14 protein-coding genes are annotated in these 20,750 nt (G+C 41.1%); 11 read left to right on the plus strand and 3 right to left on the minus strand.

The window, feature by feature from the left end; translation table 11 throughout:
- Window positions 1-150 precede the first annotated feature (150 nt).
- Window positions 151-2,100, plus strand: a complete 1,950-nt coding sequence (locus tag F0361_RS14330; RefSeq protein ID WP_161598243.1) for a tetratricopeptide repeat-containing sensor histidine kinase — start codon at window positions 151-153, stop codon at window positions 2,098-2,100.
- Between the two features lie 215 nt (window positions 2,101-2,315).
- Entirely contained in the window at window positions 2,316-4,397 is a 2,082-nt protein-coding gene (locus tag F0361_RS14335) for a tetratricopeptide repeat-containing sensor histidine kinase (protein WP_246160902.1), read from the plus strand.
- Here F0361_RS14335 and bshB1 read toward each other — a convergent pair.
- Complete coding sequence (gene bshB1 / locus F0361_RS14340) at window positions 4,394-5,110, minus strand: bacillithiol biosynthesis deacetylase BshB1 (protein WP_154919550.1); 717 nt, start codon at window positions 5,108-5,110, stop codon at window positions 4,394-4,396. The two genes, F0361_RS14335 and bshB1, sit on opposite strands and share 4 nt — an antisense overlap.
- A gap of 31 nt (window positions 5,111-5,141) precedes the next feature.
- Window positions 5,142-6,314 carry a trans-sulfuration enzyme family protein gene (locus F0361_RS14345; protein WP_154919552.1) on the minus strand — a complete coding sequence of 391 codons (1,173 nt, stop codon included), beginning with the start codon at window positions 6,312-6,314 and terminating at the stop codon, window positions 5,142-5,144.
- Between the two features lie 185 nt (window positions 6,315-6,499).
- Between F0361_RS14345 and F0361_RS14350 the strand changes: the two genes are divergently transcribed.
- Window positions 6,500-7,810 (plus strand): M14 family metallopeptidase, encoded by a 1,311-nt coding sequence (locus F0361_RS14350; RefSeq protein WP_246160903.1) that lies wholly within the window; start codon window positions 6,500-6,502, stop codon window positions 7,808-7,810.
- A gap of 268 nt (window positions 7,811-8,078) precedes the next feature.
- Here F0361_RS14350 and ccsA read toward each other — a convergent pair whose 3' ends face one another.
- On the minus strand, window positions 8,079-11,264 hold the full coding sequence (gene ccsA, locus F0361_RS14355; protein ID WP_154919554.1) for a cytochrome c biogenesis protein CcsA: 3,186 nt from the start codon (window positions 11,262-11,264) through the stop codon (window positions 8,079-8,081).
- Window positions 11,265-11,556: 292 nt separating this feature from the next.
- Here ccsA and F0361_RS14360 point away from each other — a divergent pair, with 292 nt between their 5' ends.
- The 8 genes from F0361_RS14360 to galK all read left to right on the plus strand — a co-directional run bounded on the left by F0361_RS14360 (window position 11,557) and on the right by galK (window position 20,622).
- Complete coding sequence (locus F0361_RS14360) at window positions 11,557-12,330, plus strand: Rossmann-like and DUF2520 domain-containing protein (RefSeq protein ID WP_154919557.1); 774 nt, start codon at window positions 11,557-11,559, stop codon at window positions 12,328-12,330.
- Complete coding sequence (locus F0361_RS14365; RefSeq protein ID WP_154919559.1) at window positions 12,314-12,841, plus strand: KdsC family phosphatase; 528 nt, start codon at window positions 12,314-12,316, stop codon at window positions 12,839-12,841. The genes F0361_RS14360 and F0361_RS14365 overlap by 17 nt, the downstream gene beginning before the upstream one ends.
- 2 nt (window positions 12,842-12,843) lie before the next feature.
- Window positions 12,844-13,434 carry a Maf family nucleotide pyrophosphatase gene (locus F0361_RS14370; RefSeq protein ID WP_154919561.1) on the plus strand — a complete coding sequence of 197 codons (591 nt, stop codon included), beginning with the start codon at window positions 12,844-12,846 and terminating at the stop codon, window positions 13,432-13,434.
- Window positions 13,435-13,466: 32 nt separating this feature from the next.
- A complete protein-coding gene (locus tag F0361_RS14375) occupies window positions 13,467-14,417 on the plus strand; it encodes a septum formation inhibitor Maf (protein WP_154919563.1) in 951 nt (316 codons plus the stop codon).
- A 3-nt stretch (window positions 14,418-14,420) separates the two neighbouring features.
- Complete coding sequence (locus F0361_RS14380; RefSeq protein ID WP_154919565.1) at window positions 14,421-14,978, plus strand: mechanosensitive ion channel domain-containing protein; 558 nt, start codon at window positions 14,421-14,423, stop codon at window positions 14,976-14,978.
- A gap of 85 nt (window positions 14,979-15,063) precedes the next feature.
- Window positions 15,064-17,595 (plus strand): PIG-L family deacetylase, encoded by a 2,532-nt coding sequence (locus F0361_RS14385; protein WP_154919568.1) that lies wholly within the window; start codon window positions 15,064-15,066, stop codon window positions 17,593-17,595.
- Between the two features lie 111 nt (window positions 17,596-17,706).
- Window positions 17,707-19,440, plus strand: coding sequence for a sodium:solute symporter (locus tag F0361_RS14390; protein WP_154919570.1), 1,734 nt, complete (start codon window positions 17,707-17,709; stop codon window positions 19,438-19,440).
- Window positions 19,441-19,464: 24 nt separating this feature from the next.
- Window positions 19,465-20,622, plus strand: coding sequence for a galactokinase (gene galK / locus F0361_RS14395; protein ID WP_154919572.1), 1,158 nt, complete (start codon window positions 19,465-19,467; stop codon window positions 20,620-20,622).
- Window positions 20,623-20,750: the final 128 nt, after the last annotated feature.

A 20,750-nucleotide genomic window follows, 5' to 3' on the forward strand; every position in this document is an offset into this window, starting at 1 on the left:
CTGATTTTTACATAGTGACAGTAATCAAAAGCCAATCTATTACAAACTCTATATACGTTCAAGAATAAAATAAAAGTAAAATTTTAGTATTTTTCGTTCACACACGTATCAAAAACCATTTAACTATTAAACAGGATGAAAAGTTCAAAAATGCTTAAAACTACATTTCTGTTCCTATTTATTTCCATAGCCGTATACTCACAAAAGATACCTTCCATACTTAAGGACACGATTTATATTTTGGAGCTCAACAAACGAGCGGAAGAACTGCGCTATAGAAAATCTGATTCCATTCAAATAATCGCCTTACAGGCTTTGGAGCTAAGCAAGGAAATCAACTATGAAAGAGGTGTATTGTATTCCACATACAATCTGGCCAGCTACGAGTTGTATCAAGGAAACAGCAAGAAATCCTTGGAAATAAATTTAAGAATTTCAAACCATCCAAGCTTGTCCAAATACCCAGATTTGGGCATAAAAATATATAATGATATTGCCCAAGCCCACTTCATACAATCAGATCATCCAAAGGCCTTTCAAAACTTCCTCATGGCCAATTATTTGGCTGAAAAAACCAAAAATTTAAACGAATTGGTTCGTATTAACAACAATTTGGGAACAATGTTCCTTTTATTGGGAGATTATAACGAATCAATGCTTTATTATGACGCTGCAAGAAAAGTTATCGATCAAGAGACGCCAGTTCACATCCATGGTATTATTCTATCAAATCTTGGCTATCTGAATATGCGGAAAAATAATTTGGATAAAGCAAAGGATTATTTAAAGCAAGGTCTTGAACTTGCAAAAAAAACCAACTTTTCAACAATCATTGCGTTCAATTATCTGACTACCGGTGAAGTATTTAGTTTAAATAAGGAATATGACAAAGCATTGGAATTTTATGAAAAAGCCGAAAAGGAATATCAGAAAAGTGGGGATAAAAAAGGTATTTCGGATTTATATTTTGGATTTGCATCAGTTCATTACGAACTAGGTAATTATACCCTTTCGAAGGAATTTGCCCTTAAAAGCCTAGACTTATACAAATCCTTTAAATTAAGATCTGGCCTGGAAAAGTGTTCTCGCATACTCTATAAGTTGGCAAAGTATGAAAGTGATTTTGAAGACTCCCTTAAATATTTGGAAAGTGCCGAAGCCTACTCTGACTCCATTTCCAAAGAACAAAATAAGACCAATCTCTCCATGCTAAAGGCAAAGTTGGCCTTTGAGGAGGAAAGGACAAGACTTGAAGAAACCAATCTGGCCACTATAAATACTCAAAAAAAATACATAGGTTGGTCATTGGTATCACTAATATTGGCAATAGTCGTTATTTTTTTTATTCAGAAATCCAGTAAAAAAAGAAAAAAACTAAATACCATTCTTGCCGACAACGAGCGAGAATTACACCTAACAAATCAAACAAAAGATAAATTGTTTTCCATTGTGGGTCATGATCTTAGAGGCCCTATCATATCGTTGAAGGGTTTGTTGGATGTCTCCCTAAATGAAGAAAATGGTGAAAGTCAGTTCAGGAGATTTGGACCTAAATTACAGAAGGACCTTGAACATATTCATTTTACTTTGGACAACCTTTTGAATTGGGGTCAAACACAAATGAAGGGATCAAGTATGGTACCAAGAAATCTTCTAGCACGAAATGAAGTCGAAGATATCTCCAAGATTTTTAATGAAAATCTAAAAAACAAAAGAATTAAACTTATCAACTCTATACCAGATAATTTATGTGCCAAAATGGATTTGAACCATTTTGAAATTGTCTTTAGAAATTTAATAAGCAATGCAATTAAATTTTCACATGAAGGCGGAAAAATTTTAATTGATGGAGAAATATCAAAAGACAAGGTGTTGATTAAAGTTAAGGATAACGGTGTTGGCATTAGCGAAGACGATATTAAAAAGATATGGGACTACAAGGAACATTTATCAACCTTTGGTACGAACGACGAAAAAGGTACTGGTCTTGGCCTGATGCTTTGCAAAGAAATGGTCGAAAAAAATAACGGTGATATTTGGGTGGAAAGTGTAATAAATAAGGGCACAACTTTCAAAGTAAGTTTGCGGCCCTGTACTTAATCACCTAAAATATCCAACTTTAGGATGCATTTTCGTTTTATCTTTAAAGGCTTTACTTTATTAGTAATATAAATAATATTTGGTTGTAGAAATTTCAAACTATCGACGAATTACATAAATTCAAGATAAAACACACAAAAATTGATAGTTCACAACAAAAAATGAGACATGTGCTAAAGGCATTGTAAATTCACATTTTGTATGAGCAAATTCAGGTGATTTCTAAATTTAAAACCTTTAAGAACTACGACAGCAAAGCCTTTTATGTAAGAGGAGTGCTTCTACTATTTATTTTCTTTACTTATGGTGCGCCTGCCCAAATGTCTTACAAGGATTCCCTATTGATTGAAATTTCAAAGTATCAAAACTCCTCCAAAGAAAATACTGAGTATGTAGAATTGTTATTGGAATTAGGTCTAGAGCAGCGGTATTTCAATCTGGACAGCCTTAAATCACTATCGGAGGAAGGGCTTAAAATAAGTGAGAAAATAGGCTATGAAATCGGTAAGGCAAATGCTTACCTAGGTTTAGGAACATTTTATTCAGACAAGGGCAAATATGATGAGTCCTTGGGCAATTTGCAAAAGGCCTTGGATATCAGTTTTGTTGAAAAGGACGATACCTTACGCTTAACAATTCTCAATACCATAGGCGAACAATTTGACTATAGGGGTGATTATGACCTTGCCCTAAGCAAATACCTTGAATGTATTGAACTGGCAGAATATCTTGAAAATCAAAAGATGTTATCCATAATCAACGAAAATATTGCCAACCTCTATATTTCCCAAAAGGATTTTGAAGAAGGTATGTTCTATTATGAAAAGGTCAAAAAAATCAACGAAAAAATAGGAGATGCAATCATCATGGCTGAAACCATGAGCAATATGGCCTCGGCCTATGCCGATATGGGAAAATTGGAACTTGCCATGTTCAATATAAATAGTGCCATAAAAACCTTTGAGGATAACAGAATCAGGGATTGGCTCGCCTATGCATACCAGGTAAAAGGTAAAGTGTACTTAAAACAGCAGAAGAATAAATGGGCCTTATATTGGTATGCTCAAAGTGAAATCCTTCACGATAGGTTAGACGATTTAAGGGAGGAAATACAGCTTTTGACGGGAATGGCAAAAGCGCATCTGAAATTGGGAAATGATAGTATATCAACAATATATGCACAGCAGGCTTACGACCATTCCTTAAATCTGGATGTTTTATCAGGAATAGAGGAAGGTGCTGAATTATTGTATGAAATATACAAGAATAAAGGTGACTATAAAATGGCCCTAGAGTACCATGAAATTTTCAATGAGGTGTCCGGAAAAATTTCCAGAAAGGAAAGTAAAAAGGGACTTACGATGTTAAAAACCAAAATAGCGTATGAGAGGCAGAAGGAGCAGTTAATCCTTGAAAATAAGGAGGCGTTGGCCAAACAGAAAAAATATGTATATGCCACCTTAATTGTTTTAATAATATTCTTGTTCATAACAGCCCTAATTAAACGTAATGCTAAAATTCAGAAGGAGTTGAATAAGGAACTTATTTTAAAACAAGAAGATTTAGAAAGAAAAGAAAAGTATTTGTACGAGGTCGACCAGACCAAGAACAAGCTTTTTTCAATCATTGGTCATGACCTCAGAGGCCCCATTGGAGCTTTCCAAGGGCTGATCAAATTGTTTAAGGAAGGTGACATGTCCAAGGAAGAGTTTTTAGGCTTTGTACCCAAATTGAAATCGGATATAGATAATATCGCCTTTACGCTCAATAATTTACTTTCTTGGGGACAAACCCAAATGAATGGGGCCCAGACGAAACCTGGAATCACGGCCATAGAAAGTATAGTTAACGAAAATATAGCCTTGCTTTCAGAAGTAGCAAACAATAAATCCATAAGGCTTATCAACAGAATAGAGTCCAACACACTGACTTGGTGCGATAGTGACCAAATTGATATTGTGATCCGAAACTTGATAAGCAATGCCTTGAAATTCACTCCTAAGGACGGTATGGTAACCATAAGCGCAGCCGAAAAAGCCAGACACTGGGAAATTGTTGTACGCGATAATGGTGTAGGTATGAGCAAGGAAACCATTGGAAAAATATTTGACCAGTCCAACTCACATTCCACTTACGGCACCAATGATGAAAAAGGTACCGGACTCGGATTGTCACTTTGCAAGGAAATGGTTGAAAAAAATCATGGCAACATTTGGGTGGATAGTTCCATCCACAAAGGATCCAGCTTTTACTTCTCCATACCAAAAGCAAAAAAAGAGTACAAGAAAACGGCCTAAATCAAGGAATCAAGGGAGTCTACGGCCATCATACGCTCTACCGTAAAACCTTCGGCATAATCCACCCCTATCAATCTCCCCAAATCCTGAGCCCTATATTTAACACTTTCAATAAAAGTTTTACTACTGATGGGCGTCTCCGGCTCTTTGCTCTTTGGGTCATGGAACTGGGAGGAATACGCCAAAATGGCTTCTGTTTTCTTTTCCATGAACTGGCTTATATCCACCGCAAAATCAGGGGTTAGGTTTTTCCATTGGATATAATGATATACCAATTTTGGTCGCCACTTTTCCTGGGCCTTACCATTAAGAAGGGTCTCGATTTTTAAAAGCCCGCTTAAAAAGCAGGCATGGCTCACCAATTCGCTTCCCTTAGCATGGTCAATATGTCTGTCATTTACGGCATTGCATAGGACTATTTCAGGCCTGTACTTCCTGATCATTTTAATGACCTCCAATTGATGTGCCTCGTCATTTATAAAGAAACCGTCCCTAAAACCAAGGTTCTCCCGGACTGAAACACCCAGAATGTTTTTTGCATCTTCCGCTTCCTTGTCTCTAATTTCCGCGGTACCCCGAGTTCCCAACTCACCTCGGGTCAAATCCACAATGCCTACCTTTTTGCCTTTGGAGACTTCCTTGGCTATGGTCCCGGCCGCACCAAGTTCGGCATCGTCTGGATGCGCCCCAAATACCAAAATATCTAATTTCATTTATAAGTGCCTTTTTGGATTTTTAAAAATATCAAACGGTCGTTTTAGTCTCTTTCTTGACTTTTTTAATGGCATATTCAATATCCGCAATTAGATCTTCCGGCTCCTCGATTCCTACTGAAAATCGAATCAACCCATCCTTGATGCCTTGTTCTGCCCTTACTTCGGCACTCATCAGGGCATGGCTCGTCTGGGTTGGTGAAAGTACCGTACTTTCCACACCTGCCAAACTCATGGAGGATTTGATCATTTTTAGGGATTTCTGAAAAAGCGAGGCATCCAAATAGGGCTTCAATTCAAAAGAAAGCATTCCCCCAAAGCCTTTCATTTGCCGCTTGGCAAGTTCATGGTCCTTATGGATGGTCAACCCGGGATAATACACTGCATCAATATCAACATGGGCTTCTAGATACTGGGCCATTGCCAAAGCATTTTCGTTTTGGGCTCGGACCCTGAGCCCCATCGTCTTTATACTTCTTTCCAACAACCAAACCGTGTAATCACTAAGGCTACCTCCAAAGTTTTTGGCCAAATGGAATATGCGATGCATATGTTCCTTGGTAGAGGCTACGGCACCCGCACAGATATCCGAATGACCGCCCATGTATTTGGTGGCACTATGAATGACCACGTCGATGCCAAAATCTATCGGATTTTGGTTCACCGGACTGGCAAATGTATTATCGATCATGGAAACGATGCCATGTTTTTTCGCTATGGCGGCCACACCTTCCATATCGGTTATTGTCAACAAGGGATTCGAGGGTGTTTCTATATAAAGCACCTTGGTGTTTTCCCTAATTTCGTTCTCAAAATCCTTAGGCTCCCATCCTTTTGTAAAGGAATAGGAAATACCATATTTATCGAACTCTTCGGTCACCAAATTATAAGTGCCCCCATATAAGGTCTGTTGTAAAACAATGTGGTCCCCTGCCCTAAGGAATGCCAAGAGGGCCGTACTTACCGCGGCCATTCCGCTTCCAAATATCAAGGCCGACTCCGCATGTTCCAATGCGGCGATTTTTTTACAAAGACCTTCTTGGTTGGGGGTATTGAAATACCTTGGGTATCGCTTAACATCTACATCATCAAACGCATACGAAGTACTCATATACAAGGGGGAAACCGCGCCTTTATATTTGGTATCCTCCAATTCTCCCACGTGTGTACAAATTGTATTCAAGCCTTTACCTTTATTGTCCATTGTTCCAAGTTTAATGAATTGCTAAAGTTACGAAATGAAGGTGAATCTTACTCGATGCAATTTACGCTCTTACTCAAGATCAAAACTACTCCCTGCTATACTTCAAGCAAACATTGGCCGACAAAATTTGGTTCGATCTTTTTAAATACCTTTCAACCAAAGATAAAATCCGCTAATTTTCTACAATGATCCATCAGCTTTACTTTATGAGGACCCAATTACTTGCAATTCTCCTCCTTTTTTCGTTAATCATTTCCTGTAAAAATACCGCGACGGTAGTTCCCCAAAAATCAACTTCAGGTTATCAAGGACAGGGTGCAAGCCCTATTGTACCTACCGTAAACAGACCGGTACAAAAGCAATGGAAAGGCATCTGGTCCATGGATAATCAAACCTACTTTTCGAACGATTTTGATGGTGCCCGGTTGAACGGTGTGGCCGAAGACGGTAACGACCATTACACCATTTGGATAACTGCAGAGAATACGCCCATAAACGTGAGTCCTTGGTATTCCTTCAAAGTTTGGACCGGTAAGCCCAGGGAAATCACCATTAAACTTTCCTATCAGGATTCAAGAAGTAGGTATTATCCCAAAATCAGTTCAGATGGTATCCATTTTAAGGTTTTGGACAGTACCAACTACAAGGTAATAAATCCAGGCGAAGGGGAGTTTGGCATCAAAGCGGCACCCGAGTTTGCTGAAATTACCTTAACCATTGGTAATGAACCCGTTTGGATATCGGCCCAAGAACTTTATACTTCCAAAAGAGTGCAGGAATGGGTAGATTCACTCTCCGTTAAACCCTTCATTACCAATTATGAAATTGGGAAATCCCACGAAAACCGTGCTATCCAGCTCATGGAGATCAAGGAATATCCAAGTACCAAGAAAGCATTGATGATCATCTCCAGACAACACCCGCCGGAAGTTACTGGATTCCTTGTGATGAAATCCTTTATGGAAACCATATCCAGTGATACGGAACAGGCAAAGACTTTCAGGGAAAAGTTTGACATTTTCGCCGTACCGCTTATGAATCCCGATGGCGTGGACAACGGACATTGGCGTCATAACATGGGCGGTATTGACCTGAATCGCGATTGGGAAAATTTCAATCAGCCGGAAACAAGAAGCGTGCGCGATTTTCTGAACAAAAAAAATGAAGAAGGCTATGAATTTGTTTTTGGTGCCGATTTTCACTCTACTTGGGACGATATCTATTATCCAATTGACAGCACGGTCATCGGACAAAAAGGAAAAATCGTTTACGATTGGATCGAAAGCATTTCAACCCGACTCCCTCAAAAAAGAACGAATATTGCTACCTCTGATAAAATCAAACCGACCATGGTTTCCAGAAATTACTTTTATGTACACCATGGCATGCCGGCCATCGTTTTTGAACTGGGCGATAACACGCCCCGGGATTTTCTAAAGGAGAAAGGAAAGGTCGCCGCTGAGGAGATAATGCGGTTGTTGTTGGAGAAGGAATAGTTGTTGGCTGTTAGCTGTTAGCTGTTAGCTGTTAGCTGTTAGCTGTTAGCTGTTAGCTGTTAGCTAAAAATAGCATCTTTTTAAACCAAACCAACTTTAGCTTAAAAACGAGAAGCAGTATTTTGTGATTTGGAATTTGAGATTTTCTCTTCTATCCTTTGTTCAATATTGCATGGTTTTGACTATATACCTCCTCCAAGGTCGGTCAAACTATCCATTTTGAATATTCTTCCAGTCGCACCGAGTATCAACAACTTCATGATAGCAACTACTTTTTGGCGTAATTCACCTGATACCTCCAGTAACTCAATGCTCCCAAGGCCAAAACGCCAGCAACCGTATACCACACAAAGGTTGGTGTAATCACCTGTGCCCCACTCGCATAGCTATGAAGTCCCACCAAATAAAAGTTCACACCAAAATAGGTCATCATGATACTACCAAAGGCAACGACGCTCAAAAAATTAAAGGTCCACCTTCCCCTTAGCCCGGGAACCAATCGCGTATGGATGACAAATGCATAGACCATAATGGATATCAAGGCCCAAGTTTCCTTGGGGTCCCAGCCCCAATAACGGCCCCAGCTTTCATTGGCCCATTGACCCCCTAAGAAGTTCCCAATCGTCAGCATGACCAAACCTATCGTCAACGAAAGCTCGTTGATGATGGTGAGTTCCTTCAAATTGATATCCATGCGTTCGCGATTTTTCTTATTGGTCAACAGAATCAAAATCAAAGAAACCACCCCTAAGATCATCCCCACTGTCAAAGGACCATAGCTGCCAACAATGACCGCCACATGTATCATCAACCAATAACTGTCCAATACGGGAACCAAATTGGCAATGGAAGGGTCCACCCAACTCTGGTGGGCTATCCATAAGAGCATGGAGGTTACAAAGGCCGATGCGGCAACGGTCATATTACTTTTTCTACCAAACAATAAGCCCATGCCCATCGTTGCCCAGGAAACATACAGGATACTTTCATAGGCATCGCTCCATGGCGCGTGGCCAGAGATATACCATCTCAAAATCAATCCGGCGGTATGCCACAAAAAGAATAAATAAATGACCCCTTTGAAAAAATAGACCCCAATTCTCCAGATGGAACGATCTTTAAAAATTTGAAAAATGAGAATCAAAAAGAAAAGTACGCCAACCAAGGCATAATACTGATATAGCCGATTAAAGATATTCAGCTTGTTGTAAATAACTTCGGTGTTGATTCTTCGTTCCGATGGTAGAACTTCACTACCATTGTTTACCTGATTTTGCTTGAAAGCGGCCAGAAGTCGGTCTGCTTCGCCATAGTCCCCTGTCTGCTGTGCCTTACTTAATGTCATCAAATAGTACGGCATGGCATTCTTGACAAAATTGGCATATAGGGAATCCTGAATCTGGATCTGTCCCCCACGATATTCTACCGCCGATATCCATTTGTTGTTCTCATCGTTCAACAGTGGGAAAATTTTAACAATATCCTGACCCAAGGCCTGATTCAATAGACTCAAACGGATGTTGGCATCCTTGAAATCCTGTTCAAACTTGTTTGGGTTATTGGTAGCAGTTGCCTCCCTTAAGAAGGGCTCCAGCTTGTACGTCCCGTCCGGATTAAAAAAATCGGTCGCCTTTACGTATTTCTGCCCTTGCGGAATTCCTATAATTTTTCTTATGCTATCATTTTGTGCCTTTTTGTCCAAGGCAATAAACTCCGCATTGTACCAAACTGCGGGGTTCATGATCATGGAAAGAAAAATTTGGTCTGAACTATACCCCAAATAGGTGTCCTTAAGGCTCAACTTCCTCAGTAATTCCGAAGAAAAGGTATTGACGGGCTTCATCCTTCCGCCTTCATCCTGAATCACCAATTTCCCGAATTTATCCGCATGTTCCTTGGCCACCATGGAGGATTTTATGAGGGAATCTATTTGTTGTTGGGTGGGTGCTTGGGTATGGTCATGGCCATCGTCCGCTGTATGCTCCTGCGCTTGTAAGGAACTAGATAACCCAATTAACAGTATAATGGCCGTAAGTATCTTTTTCTTTTTTTTCTTCAATTTATCCAAGGACTCCGCCAAATCCTTGAAGCGGGTTTTCCCAAAGAACATGATTCCCATCAAACCAATATACAGCAGAAAATACCCTACATAGGTAATCCAAGTCCCCCAAAAATCGTGGTTTACTGAAAGTCGGGTGCCTTTTTCGTCAGGGTCAAAACTTGCCTGGAAAAATCGGTATCCCTTATGATCCAAAATGTGGTTCATGTAAATATCATAATCAAAGGGCCTTTCATCCTTTATGGTCACCTTGCTCATAAAGGAGGCATAGGCGTTCTCCGTTCCAGGATATTTTTCCGCAATGAAATCGTTGAGTTGTATGGCAAAAGGAAGCTCGTAAATCTTGGAACCATATCGCAGGGCAAAATCCAAGCCCCCAACGTTGAATTTATCGCTAAACTGGGTCTGCCCCTTACTTCCCAACACCTTTACTTCCTTGGTCTCGCCATTACTGGATACAGAAAGTACAAGCGCATCCAAATCGAATTCCATTTTTTCGGCTTCGGGTATTTCCACAATGCCGTAGGTTCCCTGTACCAAGGAATCGGGGATGACAAACTGCATATTGGCCGTATTGTACAAAGAACGCAATTGTAATTTTTGTACACTATCCTGGACCAATTGTCCCTGAAATTGGTCGGCCATGCGCATAAAACTTCCTTGAAACGGAGAAGATATTCGATATTCGGGGCCATCGGTGAAAATATTTATGGCCCCATCAGTCTCATTGTTCAATGAAAACAGCACGCCGTGAATGCTCATGACCTTGCCATTCTCCAAAAAATGTTCGTGTCGCTGACCATCGCCCGCTTCCACGATTTTTAGATATGTATTCCCTGTCGTTCCCGGAATGAGGCCTTCCTTGGCACCCTCAATAAAGTCAACGTAGGAAATGGTAAATTCTTGACCGTTAAAGTCCCCGGTCCATGGCAGATTGGATTTTATGGCTTCTGGGGTTACGATCAAATCATCCTCCATAGTTTTCCTTCTGGGCTCTCCATTGATATCACCCTCAATGTAGGCCGTCAAATAGGTCTTATCCGAAAAGAACACATTTTCAGTTTCCCCTTCTCTGATCGGCATCATGCCCTCGTAGCTGATATATCGGGTTACAAATGCACCAACAATGATCAATATCCAAGACAAATGCAGGACTAGAACGGGCCATTTTTCCTTTCTCAACAAGCGATAACGCGCAATGTTCCCAATGAAGTTGATTACAAAAAAGACCATAATAACCTCGAACCAGGTGGTATTGTATATCCAGATTCGGGCAGTTTCCGTACTATACCAACTTTCAATAAAAGTCCCAAATGCCATGGCCACGGCAAATACAATAAACAAAACGGACATTAAACGGGTGGAGAAGAAAATTTTCTTTAACAGATCTGTCATTTAAGAAGACAATGGTTTTCAGGTTGCAAAAATACGTCCTTTTACACTTTTTTTTAAACGATATCCATGGAGAATAGTGTAACAAAATGTTAATTTTCTAGGGACTACAATAGTCTGTAAAAGTGAGAATCACATCCATATATCCTCTAGTTTGGCTATCACAAAGAATATAAATGTTTTTCAAAAAAATGTTTCCTAGTCTGGAAACACTTTCAGGAAGCTTCCCAGGGAACGAAGAAACTGCAACAGTTTACCCATAAAATCTCCAAGCAATTCTTTGTATTTTCGCCGAATGATTTCCGTAGTCATCATTGGAACTGGGAACGTGGCCCAAAATTTGGCATCGGCATTGTATGGTATTCACGGAATGCATTTGGCAGGTATCCTTGGCAGGTCAGAGGCCTCCTTATCCTATTTTGAGGAAAAAAATGTTGTGAGTACGGATTGGTCAAATATTCCCAAGGCCGATATTTATATTATCGCCGTGAAGGACGATGCCATACAGGAAGTATCCGATGCTCTCAATGTAGAAGGATTGGTGGTACATACTTCCGGAAGCGTTGGTTTGGACACTTTGTCAAAGCATCAACGAAGGGGTGTTTTCTACCCCCTACAGACCTTTACCGCTGGAAAGATTATTGATTTTAAAACTGTTCCCATGTGTCTGGAAGTTTTCAATGAAAAGGACATGGAGATATTAGAAACATTGGGGAGAAAAATTAGCGATAACGTTCAGCACATTGATTCCGCCCAGCGAAAAGTGTTGCACGTGGCCGCAGTTTTTGTGAATAATTTTACCAACTACATGTATACCATCGGAAAGCAAATTTGCAATGAAAATGACTTGGATTTTTCAATACTGTATCCTTTGATAAAGGAAACCGCTGCCAAAATAGAAACCTTGTCCCCAGAAGCTGCACAAACAGGCCCGGCCATTCGGAGCGATTTAAAGACCTTGCATGGACACCTTACTTTGTTAACCGACGAAAAGCATAGGACTCTATATAAACTAATAAGCAATGCGATAAAGGCATCCAACCAAAACGAAAATGAAGAAAAGCTATAAAGAGTACTTAAAGGATATTACCACATTTATTTTTGATGTCGATGGCGTTTTGACCGATGGTAGCGTCCTGGTGACCACCACGGGGGAAATGCTCCGAAAAATGAGCGTCAAGGACGGATACGCACTAAAGGTCGCCATCGATAAAGGGTATAATATATGTATCATCACGGGCGGTACCAACGAGGGCGTAAAAAAACGCTTACAAGGTTTGGGTATCACGGATTTTTACATGGGCTCCCATCACAAAATCGATGCTTTGGAAGAATACTTGGACATTTATAACATCGACCCGAAAAATGTACTTTATATGGGCGATGACATACCGGATATCCCTGCGATGAAAAAGGTGGGCGTGGCCTCCTGCCCGCAAAATGCCGTACCGGAAGTTAGGGCCATCTGTGACTACATCTCGCATATCAACGGTGGCTCTGGATGCGCACGGGACGTCATTGAACAGGTACTTAAAGTACGGGGGGACTGGATGGATAATTTTGATGCCGCAAACGCTTAGGGATGTTACAGGAAAAGCTTGGCGATTACAAATTGATATTGGCTTCTGGCTCGCCCAGGAGAAAACAGTTCTTGGAGGAGATGGGGCTGGACTTTGAAATTAGGTTGAAGCCTGTGGAGGAAATCTACCCCGAAGTACTTCAAGGTTCGGAAATATCTGACTTTCTTTCGAAACTAAAGGCATCGGCTTTTGAAGGGACATTGGGTCCAAAAGAAATTTTAATGACGTCCGATACCGTGGTATGGCATAAAAACACCTCCTTGGCCAAGGCAGCGGATGCCAAAGAGGCCCATGAAATGATTTCCAAATTATCCGGCGATTGGCACGAGGTCATTACCTCGGTATGTTTTACCACTATCGGACAGCAGATTATAAAAAACAGCATCACCAAAGTAAAGTTCAAGAACCTGTCCGATGCCGAAATCGATTATTACATCACCCATTTTGCGCCCTATGACAAGGCCGGTGCTTATGGCATCCAGGAATGGATAGGCCTTATTGGCATTTCTGAAATTCAAGGTTCCTACACCAACGTGGTGGGTCTACCTACAAACCTGGTATACGAAACGCTTTTGGATATGGTTTCCAGATAGATTTTCCTTAATTTTAAAGAAAAGAACGTTTTATGTTTAAGAAATGGTTGACCTTGGAAATGTCGGTGGTCCTTTTGGCTGCCGTCTTTACGACGTTTCAGTCCTGCAATTCCAAAGTAGCGAACGATACAAAGGAAGAAAGTGTAACGCCCAAAAAAGAACCGGAATTCCCTCGAAAAAAATTATCCCAAGAATTTAAGGACTATTGGTATTCCGGCACAGCGGAAATTACATCCTATGAACTGGAGCAAGCACGCTATGGAGAAATACGAACAGGCAAGGCGGTGATGATCTATGTAACGGAACCTTTTTTGAAAGACAAACAGGTCAAAGCGGACAATGCATCTACCGATAATGTCCCGGTCCTAAAATTGAACGCCACCAAGAAATACCTGACCGGTATTTACCCCTACTCCATTATGGCCAGTAGCTTCTATCCTGTTTATGACAACCAGCATGCGCTTAAAGTGTCCTTTTCAGCGCAGGAGTGGTGTGGTCATGTATATGCCCAAATTAACAATAAGGAAGCGTTTCAGGTCATGTCCCGTTCCTATTTTGAATCGGAGGGTGACCAAGATTTCAACCTGAAAAAAACAGTTTTGGAAAATGAACTTTGGAACAAACTAAAAATCGATCCAGAAAATCTGCCGCAAGGCACCCATCAAATCATTCCTTCCCTTGAATATGTTAGGCTTAGCCACAAGGAATTAAAAGCCTATGATGCAGAAGCCACCCTTACAAATTCTGATGGTTTTTACACCTATGAAATTTCGTATCCGGAATTGGAAAGAAGCCTTTCCATAACCTTTGGAAATGCTTTTCCGTATCCCATTGAAAGCTGGTCAGAAACCTCAAAAAGTGGGTTTGGCCCAGAGGCCCAAACTCTTACTTCAAAAGCTACTAAAATCAAGACCATTAATGCACCCTATTGGCAACAGAATCATAATAAGGATTTATATTTGCGGGACAGTTTAGGTCTATAATTTATGGAAGGTTTTATTGAAGATCACAAAAGCAGTCTCCTGTTCAGTCTTGTACTTTTTGTAATTATCCTCATTTTTAAAATCATATTTACCTCCATCGTAAGGAAAGTGGGTAAATTGAGCGATTTTAATCCCGTACGGATCAATTTGATTATCAAGTACATCAATATCGTATTGATTACCTTGTCCATAATTGCCCTCACCTTTATTTGGGGCGTAAACTACCGGGATCTGGGCGTTCTGCTTTCCTCCGTTTTTGCGGTAATCGGCGTAGCCTTATTTGCGCAATGGTCTATTTTGAGCAATATTACTGCGGGGGTCATCATCTTCTTTTCCTTTCCGTTTAAAATTGGCAATACCATTCGAATACTGGACAAGGAAATTCTGGATACCGACAATCCCGAGAGGGAGGTTTTTGTCATTGAGGATATTAAGCCCTTTCATCTTCACTTGAGAAGGGCAAACGGGGAAATTATTACCTATCCCAATAACTTGGTCCTTCAAAAAGGGGTGGTATTGATATCGACATACAAAAGCGAGGAAATTGCTGCGGATAAATAAGTTACCAGTCTGTTAAAGAAGTCGTAAAATCGAGTCTTGGGCATGCAATCTTTTTATCTTTGAGATTAGACCAAAAACCAATTTAATGCGCCGTATCACCATATTTTTACTCATGGGCATCCTTTTTATTGGCCCATCCTTCGCCCAGACACCAAAAAACCATTCCCCAGCCGATATTTTCCATGAGATTCAAAAACTGAATTTTTTAGGTACGGCATTATACATTGCGGCGCACCCAGACGATGAAAACACAAGGCTTATCTCCTACCTTTCCAACCATGTCCACGCCAGGACAGGCTACCTTTCCTTAACAAGGGGCGATGGTGGCCAGAATTTGATCGGTCCGGAACTGAGGGAATTGCTGGGCGTACTACGGACACAGGAACTTTTGGCCGCTAGAAGAGTGGATGGAGGCGAACAGTTGTTTACAAGGGCCGTTGATTTTGGATATTCAAAAAATCCGAAGGAAACATTGGAAATCTGGGACAAGGAACTGATTCTCGGCGACGTGGTTACGGCCATTCGCAAATTTAAACCCGATGTCATCGTTAACCGGTTTGACCATAGAAGTCCAGGAACCACACATGGGCACCATACATCATCTGCCATGCTAAGTATGGAAGCCTTTGATTTGGCCAATGACCCCAAGGCATTTTCGGACCAATTGGAAAACACCGATACCTGGCAACCCAAACGTTTGTTTTTTAACACGTCTTGGTGGTTTTATGGTAGCCAAGAAAAGTTTGAACAGGCGGACAAAACCAAACTATTGAATGTGGATATAGGAACCTATTATCCTATATTGGGCATGTCCAATAATGAAATTGCTTCCTTGGCCAGTAGCCAACACCTTTGCCAAGGTTTTGGAAGATTGAGCTCCCGTGGCACCGAAGAAGAATATCTTGAACTCCTAAAAGGCGACTTACCTCAGAATAAGTCGGATTTGTTTGAAGGTATCAATACCACGTGGACCCGGATGGCCGGTGGCACGGAAATAGGAGCCATTTTGGACAAGGTTGAGTCCCAATTTAATTTTAAGGATCCTTCCGTTCATTTATCGGATTTGGTAAAAGCCTATCAGCTGCTTCAAAAAATAAACGATGACCATTGGAGGGAACTAAAATCAAAAGAACTTAAGGCAATCATCGAGGATGTGGCGGGCCTTCATTTGGAAGCATTTACCACCCAGGCCTTTTCCAACCCGGGGGAATCCATAGAACTCAATTTGGAGGCGGTTAACAGAAGTAATGCCGACATCGTTCTGGAATCGGTATCGGTAAATGGAGAAAAACTTTTAATTGAATCGACGGATTTGAAGTACAACGAGTTGTTCAAAAAACAACTGAAGATCACCATTCCCAACACTACGAACTATACAAGTCCCTATTGGCTTATGGTAAAGGGAACATTGGGAACCTATACAGTGACCGATTCGGAATTAATAGGAAAACCTGAAACCCCTAGGGCCTTCAAAGCGACTTTTAATCTACTTTTTGACGGTGTCAATATCCCGATAACAAAAAATGTATCCTATAAATACGGAAGACCGGACAAAGGGGAAATATATCAGCCTTTTGAAATCGTGCCAAAGGCAACGTCCATGTTGAAGGACAAAGTTCTTATATTTTCGGACGGAACGCCAAAACAGATTCCGGTTACCGTAAAGGCCCATAAGGACCATGTATCGGGTAAAGTACGTTTGGAAATTGGCGACGGCTGGATTCTCGATTCGGCTACCCAACCATTTTCCATTGAGAAGAAGGGCGACGAGCAGACGCTGGTATTCACACTAACGCCTCCCGCTACCGAAAATGAATCGTATTTAACTTCCATAGTATCCATAGATGGAGAAAACATTTCAAAGGAACTGGTAACCATCGCCTACGATCATATACCCACTCAGACCGTGTTGATGCCCTCCGAGGCAAAAGTCGTTAGACTGGATATTCAAAAAGCTGGTCAGCATATTGGTTATATCATGGGCGCCGGGGATGATGTCCCCACCAGTTTGGAACAAATTGGGTATACAGTGCATATTATAAATCCTACGGACATAGACGAGAACTCCTTGGATAAATACGACGCCGTAGTTCTGGGCATCAGGGCCTATAATGTAGTCGATGAATTGAGCTTTAAGCAACGATATATTCTGGAATACGCAAAGAATGGCGGTACCGTAATCGTCCAGTACAACACGGCGGGCAGATGGGCGGACCAGTTTGAAAACATCGCCCCGTATGATCTTCAGATTTCAAGGGACCGGGTGACCAATGAAAATTCCGAGGTTAAAATAATCGCCCAAGACCATCAATTGGTAAATTATCCCAATAAAATCTCCTCCAATGATTTTAATGGATGGGTTCAGGAACGCGGTCTTTATTTTCCGGATAGCTGGAGCAAGGAATTTACACCCATCCTTGAAATGAAGGATGAAGGGGAAAAAGCCACAAAAGGAAGTTTATTGATAGCACCTTACGGAGAAGGTCACTATATTTACACAGGATTAAGCTTTTTCAGGGAACTTCCCGCGGGTGTTCCAGGAGCATACAAATTATTTTCGAACATGCTATCCGTGGGTAAGGATAACCTGTCAAAAAAGGAACAGATCAAAGGATGAGTCAGGAAAAAGAGGAACATAAAAGTTGGAAACGTGAGTATTCCCTGGTTCTGATTCTTAATCTTGTTTACATTCTCGTTTTTTATCTTATAATGACTTCATACAATTAAAATGGGCGCACTGGACTGGACGATTCTTGCTGGTACCCTATTATTCATTGTAACCTATGGGGTCTGGAAAACCAAGGGAAGTGCGAACGTTGACGATTATGTAAAAGGTGGAAACGAGGCGCAATGGTGGACCATTGGACTCTCGGTTATGGCCACACAGGCAAGTGCCATAACGTTTCTGTCCACGCCCGGTCAGGCCTTTCACGATGGTATGGGTTTCGTACAGTTTTATTTTGGCCTTCCATTGGCCATGATCATTATCTGTTTGGTGTTCGTTCCCATTTATCATCGCATGAAGGTATATACTGCCTATGAATTTTTGGAAGGACGGTTCGATTTAAAAACCCGTTCCTTGGCGGCCATCCTATTTTTGATTCAGCGGGGCCTTGCCGCGGGAATCACCATTTTTGCACCTTCGATTATCCTTTCGGCCGTTTTGGGCTGGGACTTGGGTACCCTCAATATTATCATAGGTACCCTGGTAATCATTTACACGGTTTCGGGTGGGACCAAAGCGGTCAGTGTTACCCAAAAGCAGCAAATGTTCATCATCATGACGGGTATGTTCGTGGCTTTTTTCTTTATATTAGGATTTCTTCCTTCGGACATTACTTTTTCCAAGGCCCTAAAAATAGCCGGCGCGAGCAATAAATTGGATATCCTTGATTTTAGTCTGAATACTAAGAGTAGGTATACCTTTTGGAGCGGAATTACGGGCGGTCTCTTTTTGGCCCTCGCCTATTTTGGTACAGATCAGAGCCAGGTACAACGCTATTTATCCGGAAAATCCATCAGGGAGAGTCAACTGGGATTGGTCTTCAATGCCATATTTAAAATCCCCATGCAATTTTTCATTCTATTGGTCGGGGTGATGGTCTTTGTCTTTTATCAATACAATCCTTCGCCCTTGAATTTTAATCCGGCGGCGACAACGGCCGTGATGGAGTCTGACTATGCCGAGGATTATAAAATCCTTCAGGAAGGACAGGTTGCCTTGGAAGCTGAAAAACGTATCGCCCAAAATCAGTTTTCGACCGCCCTCGATATTAAGGAATACACGGCAGTTCAGGAAGCGAAACAACAAATCATTCGGATCAATCAAAAAGATAGCACAAACAGGATTGCCGCAAAAGCCCTGATTTCACAAGCAGATGATTCCATCGAAACCAATGATAAGGATTATGTCTTCATTCACTTTATTCTGAACAACCTGCCAAAGGGATTGATCGGTCTTTTATTGGCGGTAATTCTCTCGGCCGCCATGTCCTCTACGGCATCGGAACTGAACGCCTTGGGAACCATTACGGCTCTAGATTTGTATAAACGGAATAAAAAAGGAAGCTTTACGGAAAAACACTACGTACTTGCTTCCAAAGGTTTTACTCTTGCCTGGGGTGTCATCGCCATTTTGATTGCCTGTATTGCCAATCTTTTTGATAATCTAATTCAACTAGTGAACATTATAGGTAGTATTTTTTACGGAAATGTACTTGGCATATTTCTCTTGGCTTTTTTCTTCAAGTTCGTAAAGGGAAATGCGGTGTTTTTTGCCGCCATCATTACCCAGATAATTATCTGCATCATATATTACAACCTAATCCATATTTATCCTTCTGGAGAAGAAAAGCTAGGGTACCTATGGTTAAACTTTATTGGGGCTGCCCTGGTCATAATTACAGCCATTATTTTCGAAGCCTTTGACAGAATGTTGAGCAAGCCTCCAACAGAAGCATAAAACCAATCAACTATCCTAATTTCCATGATTGCCCACGATATCAAGCGTTCGTTTATTTCAAAATATCAAAGGGAACCGATCCTGGTAAAGGCTCCTGGAAGAATCAATTTGATTGGGGAACATACAGATTATAATATGGGGGTTGTACTACCCGCTTCCATTGAAAAAGGAATTTATTTTGCCATTCAAAAAAATGGAAGTTCGTCCATTCACATAGAAACTTTTCTGACGGATGCCGAAAAAGTCGAATTCGACCTAAAGGGAAACCCTAAACCTTACCAGGCCTTTTGGGGAAATTACTTCAAGGCCATTTTGGAAATCATGGTATCTAAAGGATATTCATTAAAAGGTTTCGATTGTGTATTTGGAGGAGATATTCCAATAGGAGCCGGACTATCTTCCTCCGCCGCCCTTTGTTGTGGTTTCATTTTTGGCGTTTCGGAAATTTTAGGCCTTTCCATTAACAGGGAAGAGAATGCCCTCATAGCACAGGCCGCGGAACATAGGATTGGACTTAACTGCGGATTGATGGACCAATATGCTGTTCTTTTTGGAAAAAGGAACAATGCGCTGTTTTTGGATTGCAGGGATTTGACCCATGAGTTTGTACCGATTAATTTAAGCGGTTACAGCTGGGTACTTATCAATTCGAATATAAAACACAACCTTGCTGTAGACTCCGAATACAACAAACGGAGAATTTCTTGTGAAACGGTCGTTTCCAAGGTCAATGAAAATATTCATCCCGCAGCTTCTTTAAGGGATGTTACCCTAGAACATTTGGAAAAAATAAAAATGGAGGTAAGCCCTACGGATTACAAAAGGGCAAAATATATTCTAGAGGAAAACGAAAGGGTTTTAAATATGATAGCTGCCCTAAAAGCCGGTGACACCCAAGAAGTAGGTAGTCTACTTTTACAAGGCCATTGGGCCATGTCTCAGGAATTTGAAATAACGACTCCCGAACTTGATTTTCTAGTAAGAACAGGTGAGAAACTGGACGGCGTAGTGGGTTCCAGAATGATGGGAGGTGGATTTGGCGGGTGCACCATAAACCTACTTAAAACGGACAAAGTTGAATCCTGTCTGTCCGAAATAAAAAGTGCCTATCGTAAAGAAACCAACATTGAATGTGAAACCTATCCGTTGGAAATTGGGGATGGGGTCCATGTGCTAGATTAAGCTGCCAAGAAGTAAGCCCACTGGATGTCCATACGGATGGAATTTTCAAATTAAGCGAATCTATTGGAATAAAGTCTCTTTCGTTACCAATAAAAAAGCCCGCAAGCTACATGAATTACGGGCCTTTT

It is taken from the genome of Maribacter flavus, assembly GCF_008386635.1.
Taxonomy (GTDB): Bacteria; Bacteroidota; Bacteroidia; order Flavobacteriales; family Flavobacteriaceae; genus Maribacter; species Maribacter flavus.

Bases quoted from the DNA above. Each gene is read 5' to 3' on its own strand.
- F0361_RS14345 (WP_154919552.1), bottom strand. From the start codon at position 6,314: ATGGACAATAAAGGTAAAGGCTTGAATACAATTTGTACACACGTGGGA.
- F0361_RS14385 (WP_154919568.1), top strand. From the start codon at position 15,064: ATGCGCCGTATCACCATATTTTTACTCATGGGCATCCTTTTTATTGGC.
- galK (WP_154919572.1), top strand. From the start codon at position 19,465: ATGATTGCCCACGATATCAAGCGTTCGTTTATTTCAAAATATCAAAGG.
- F0361_RS14370 (WP_154919561.1), top strand. From the start codon at position 12,844: ATGTTACAGGAAAAGCTTGGCGATTACAAATTGATATTGGCTTCTGGC.
- F0361_RS14350 (WP_246160903.1), top strand. From the start codon at position 6,500: ATGATCCATCAGCTTTACTTTATGAGGACCCAATTACTTGCAATTCTC.
- F0361_RS14375 (WP_154919563.1), top strand. From the start codon at position 13,467: ATGTTTAAGAAATGGTTGACCTTGGAAATGTCGGTGGTCCTTTTGGCT.
- F0361_RS14330 (WP_161598243.1), top strand. From the start codon at position 151: ATGCTTAAAACTACATTTCTGTTCCTATTTATTTCCATAGCCGTATAC.
- ccsA (WP_154919554.1), bottom strand. From the start codon at position 11,264: ATGACAGATCTGTTAAAGAAAATTTTCTTCTCCACCCGTTTAATGTCC.
- F0361_RS14365 (WP_154919559.1), top strand. From the start codon at position 12,314: ATGAAGAAAAGCTATAAAGAGTACTTAAAGGATATTACCACATTTATT.
- bshB1 (WP_154919550.1), bottom strand. From the start codon at position 5,110: ATGAAATTAGATATTTTGGTATTTGGGGCGCATCCAGACGATGCCGAA.
- F0361_RS14390 (WP_154919570.1), top strand. From the start codon at position 17,707: ATGGGCGCACTGGACTGGACGATTCTTGCTGGTACCCTATTATTCATT.
- F0361_RS14380 (WP_154919565.1), top strand. From the start codon at position 14,421: ATGGAAGGTTTTATTGAAGATCACAAAAGCAGTCTCCTGTTCAGTCTT.
- F0361_RS14360 (WP_154919557.1), top strand. From the start codon at position 11,557: ATGATTTCCGTAGTCATCATTGGAACTGGGAACGTGGCCCAAAATTTG.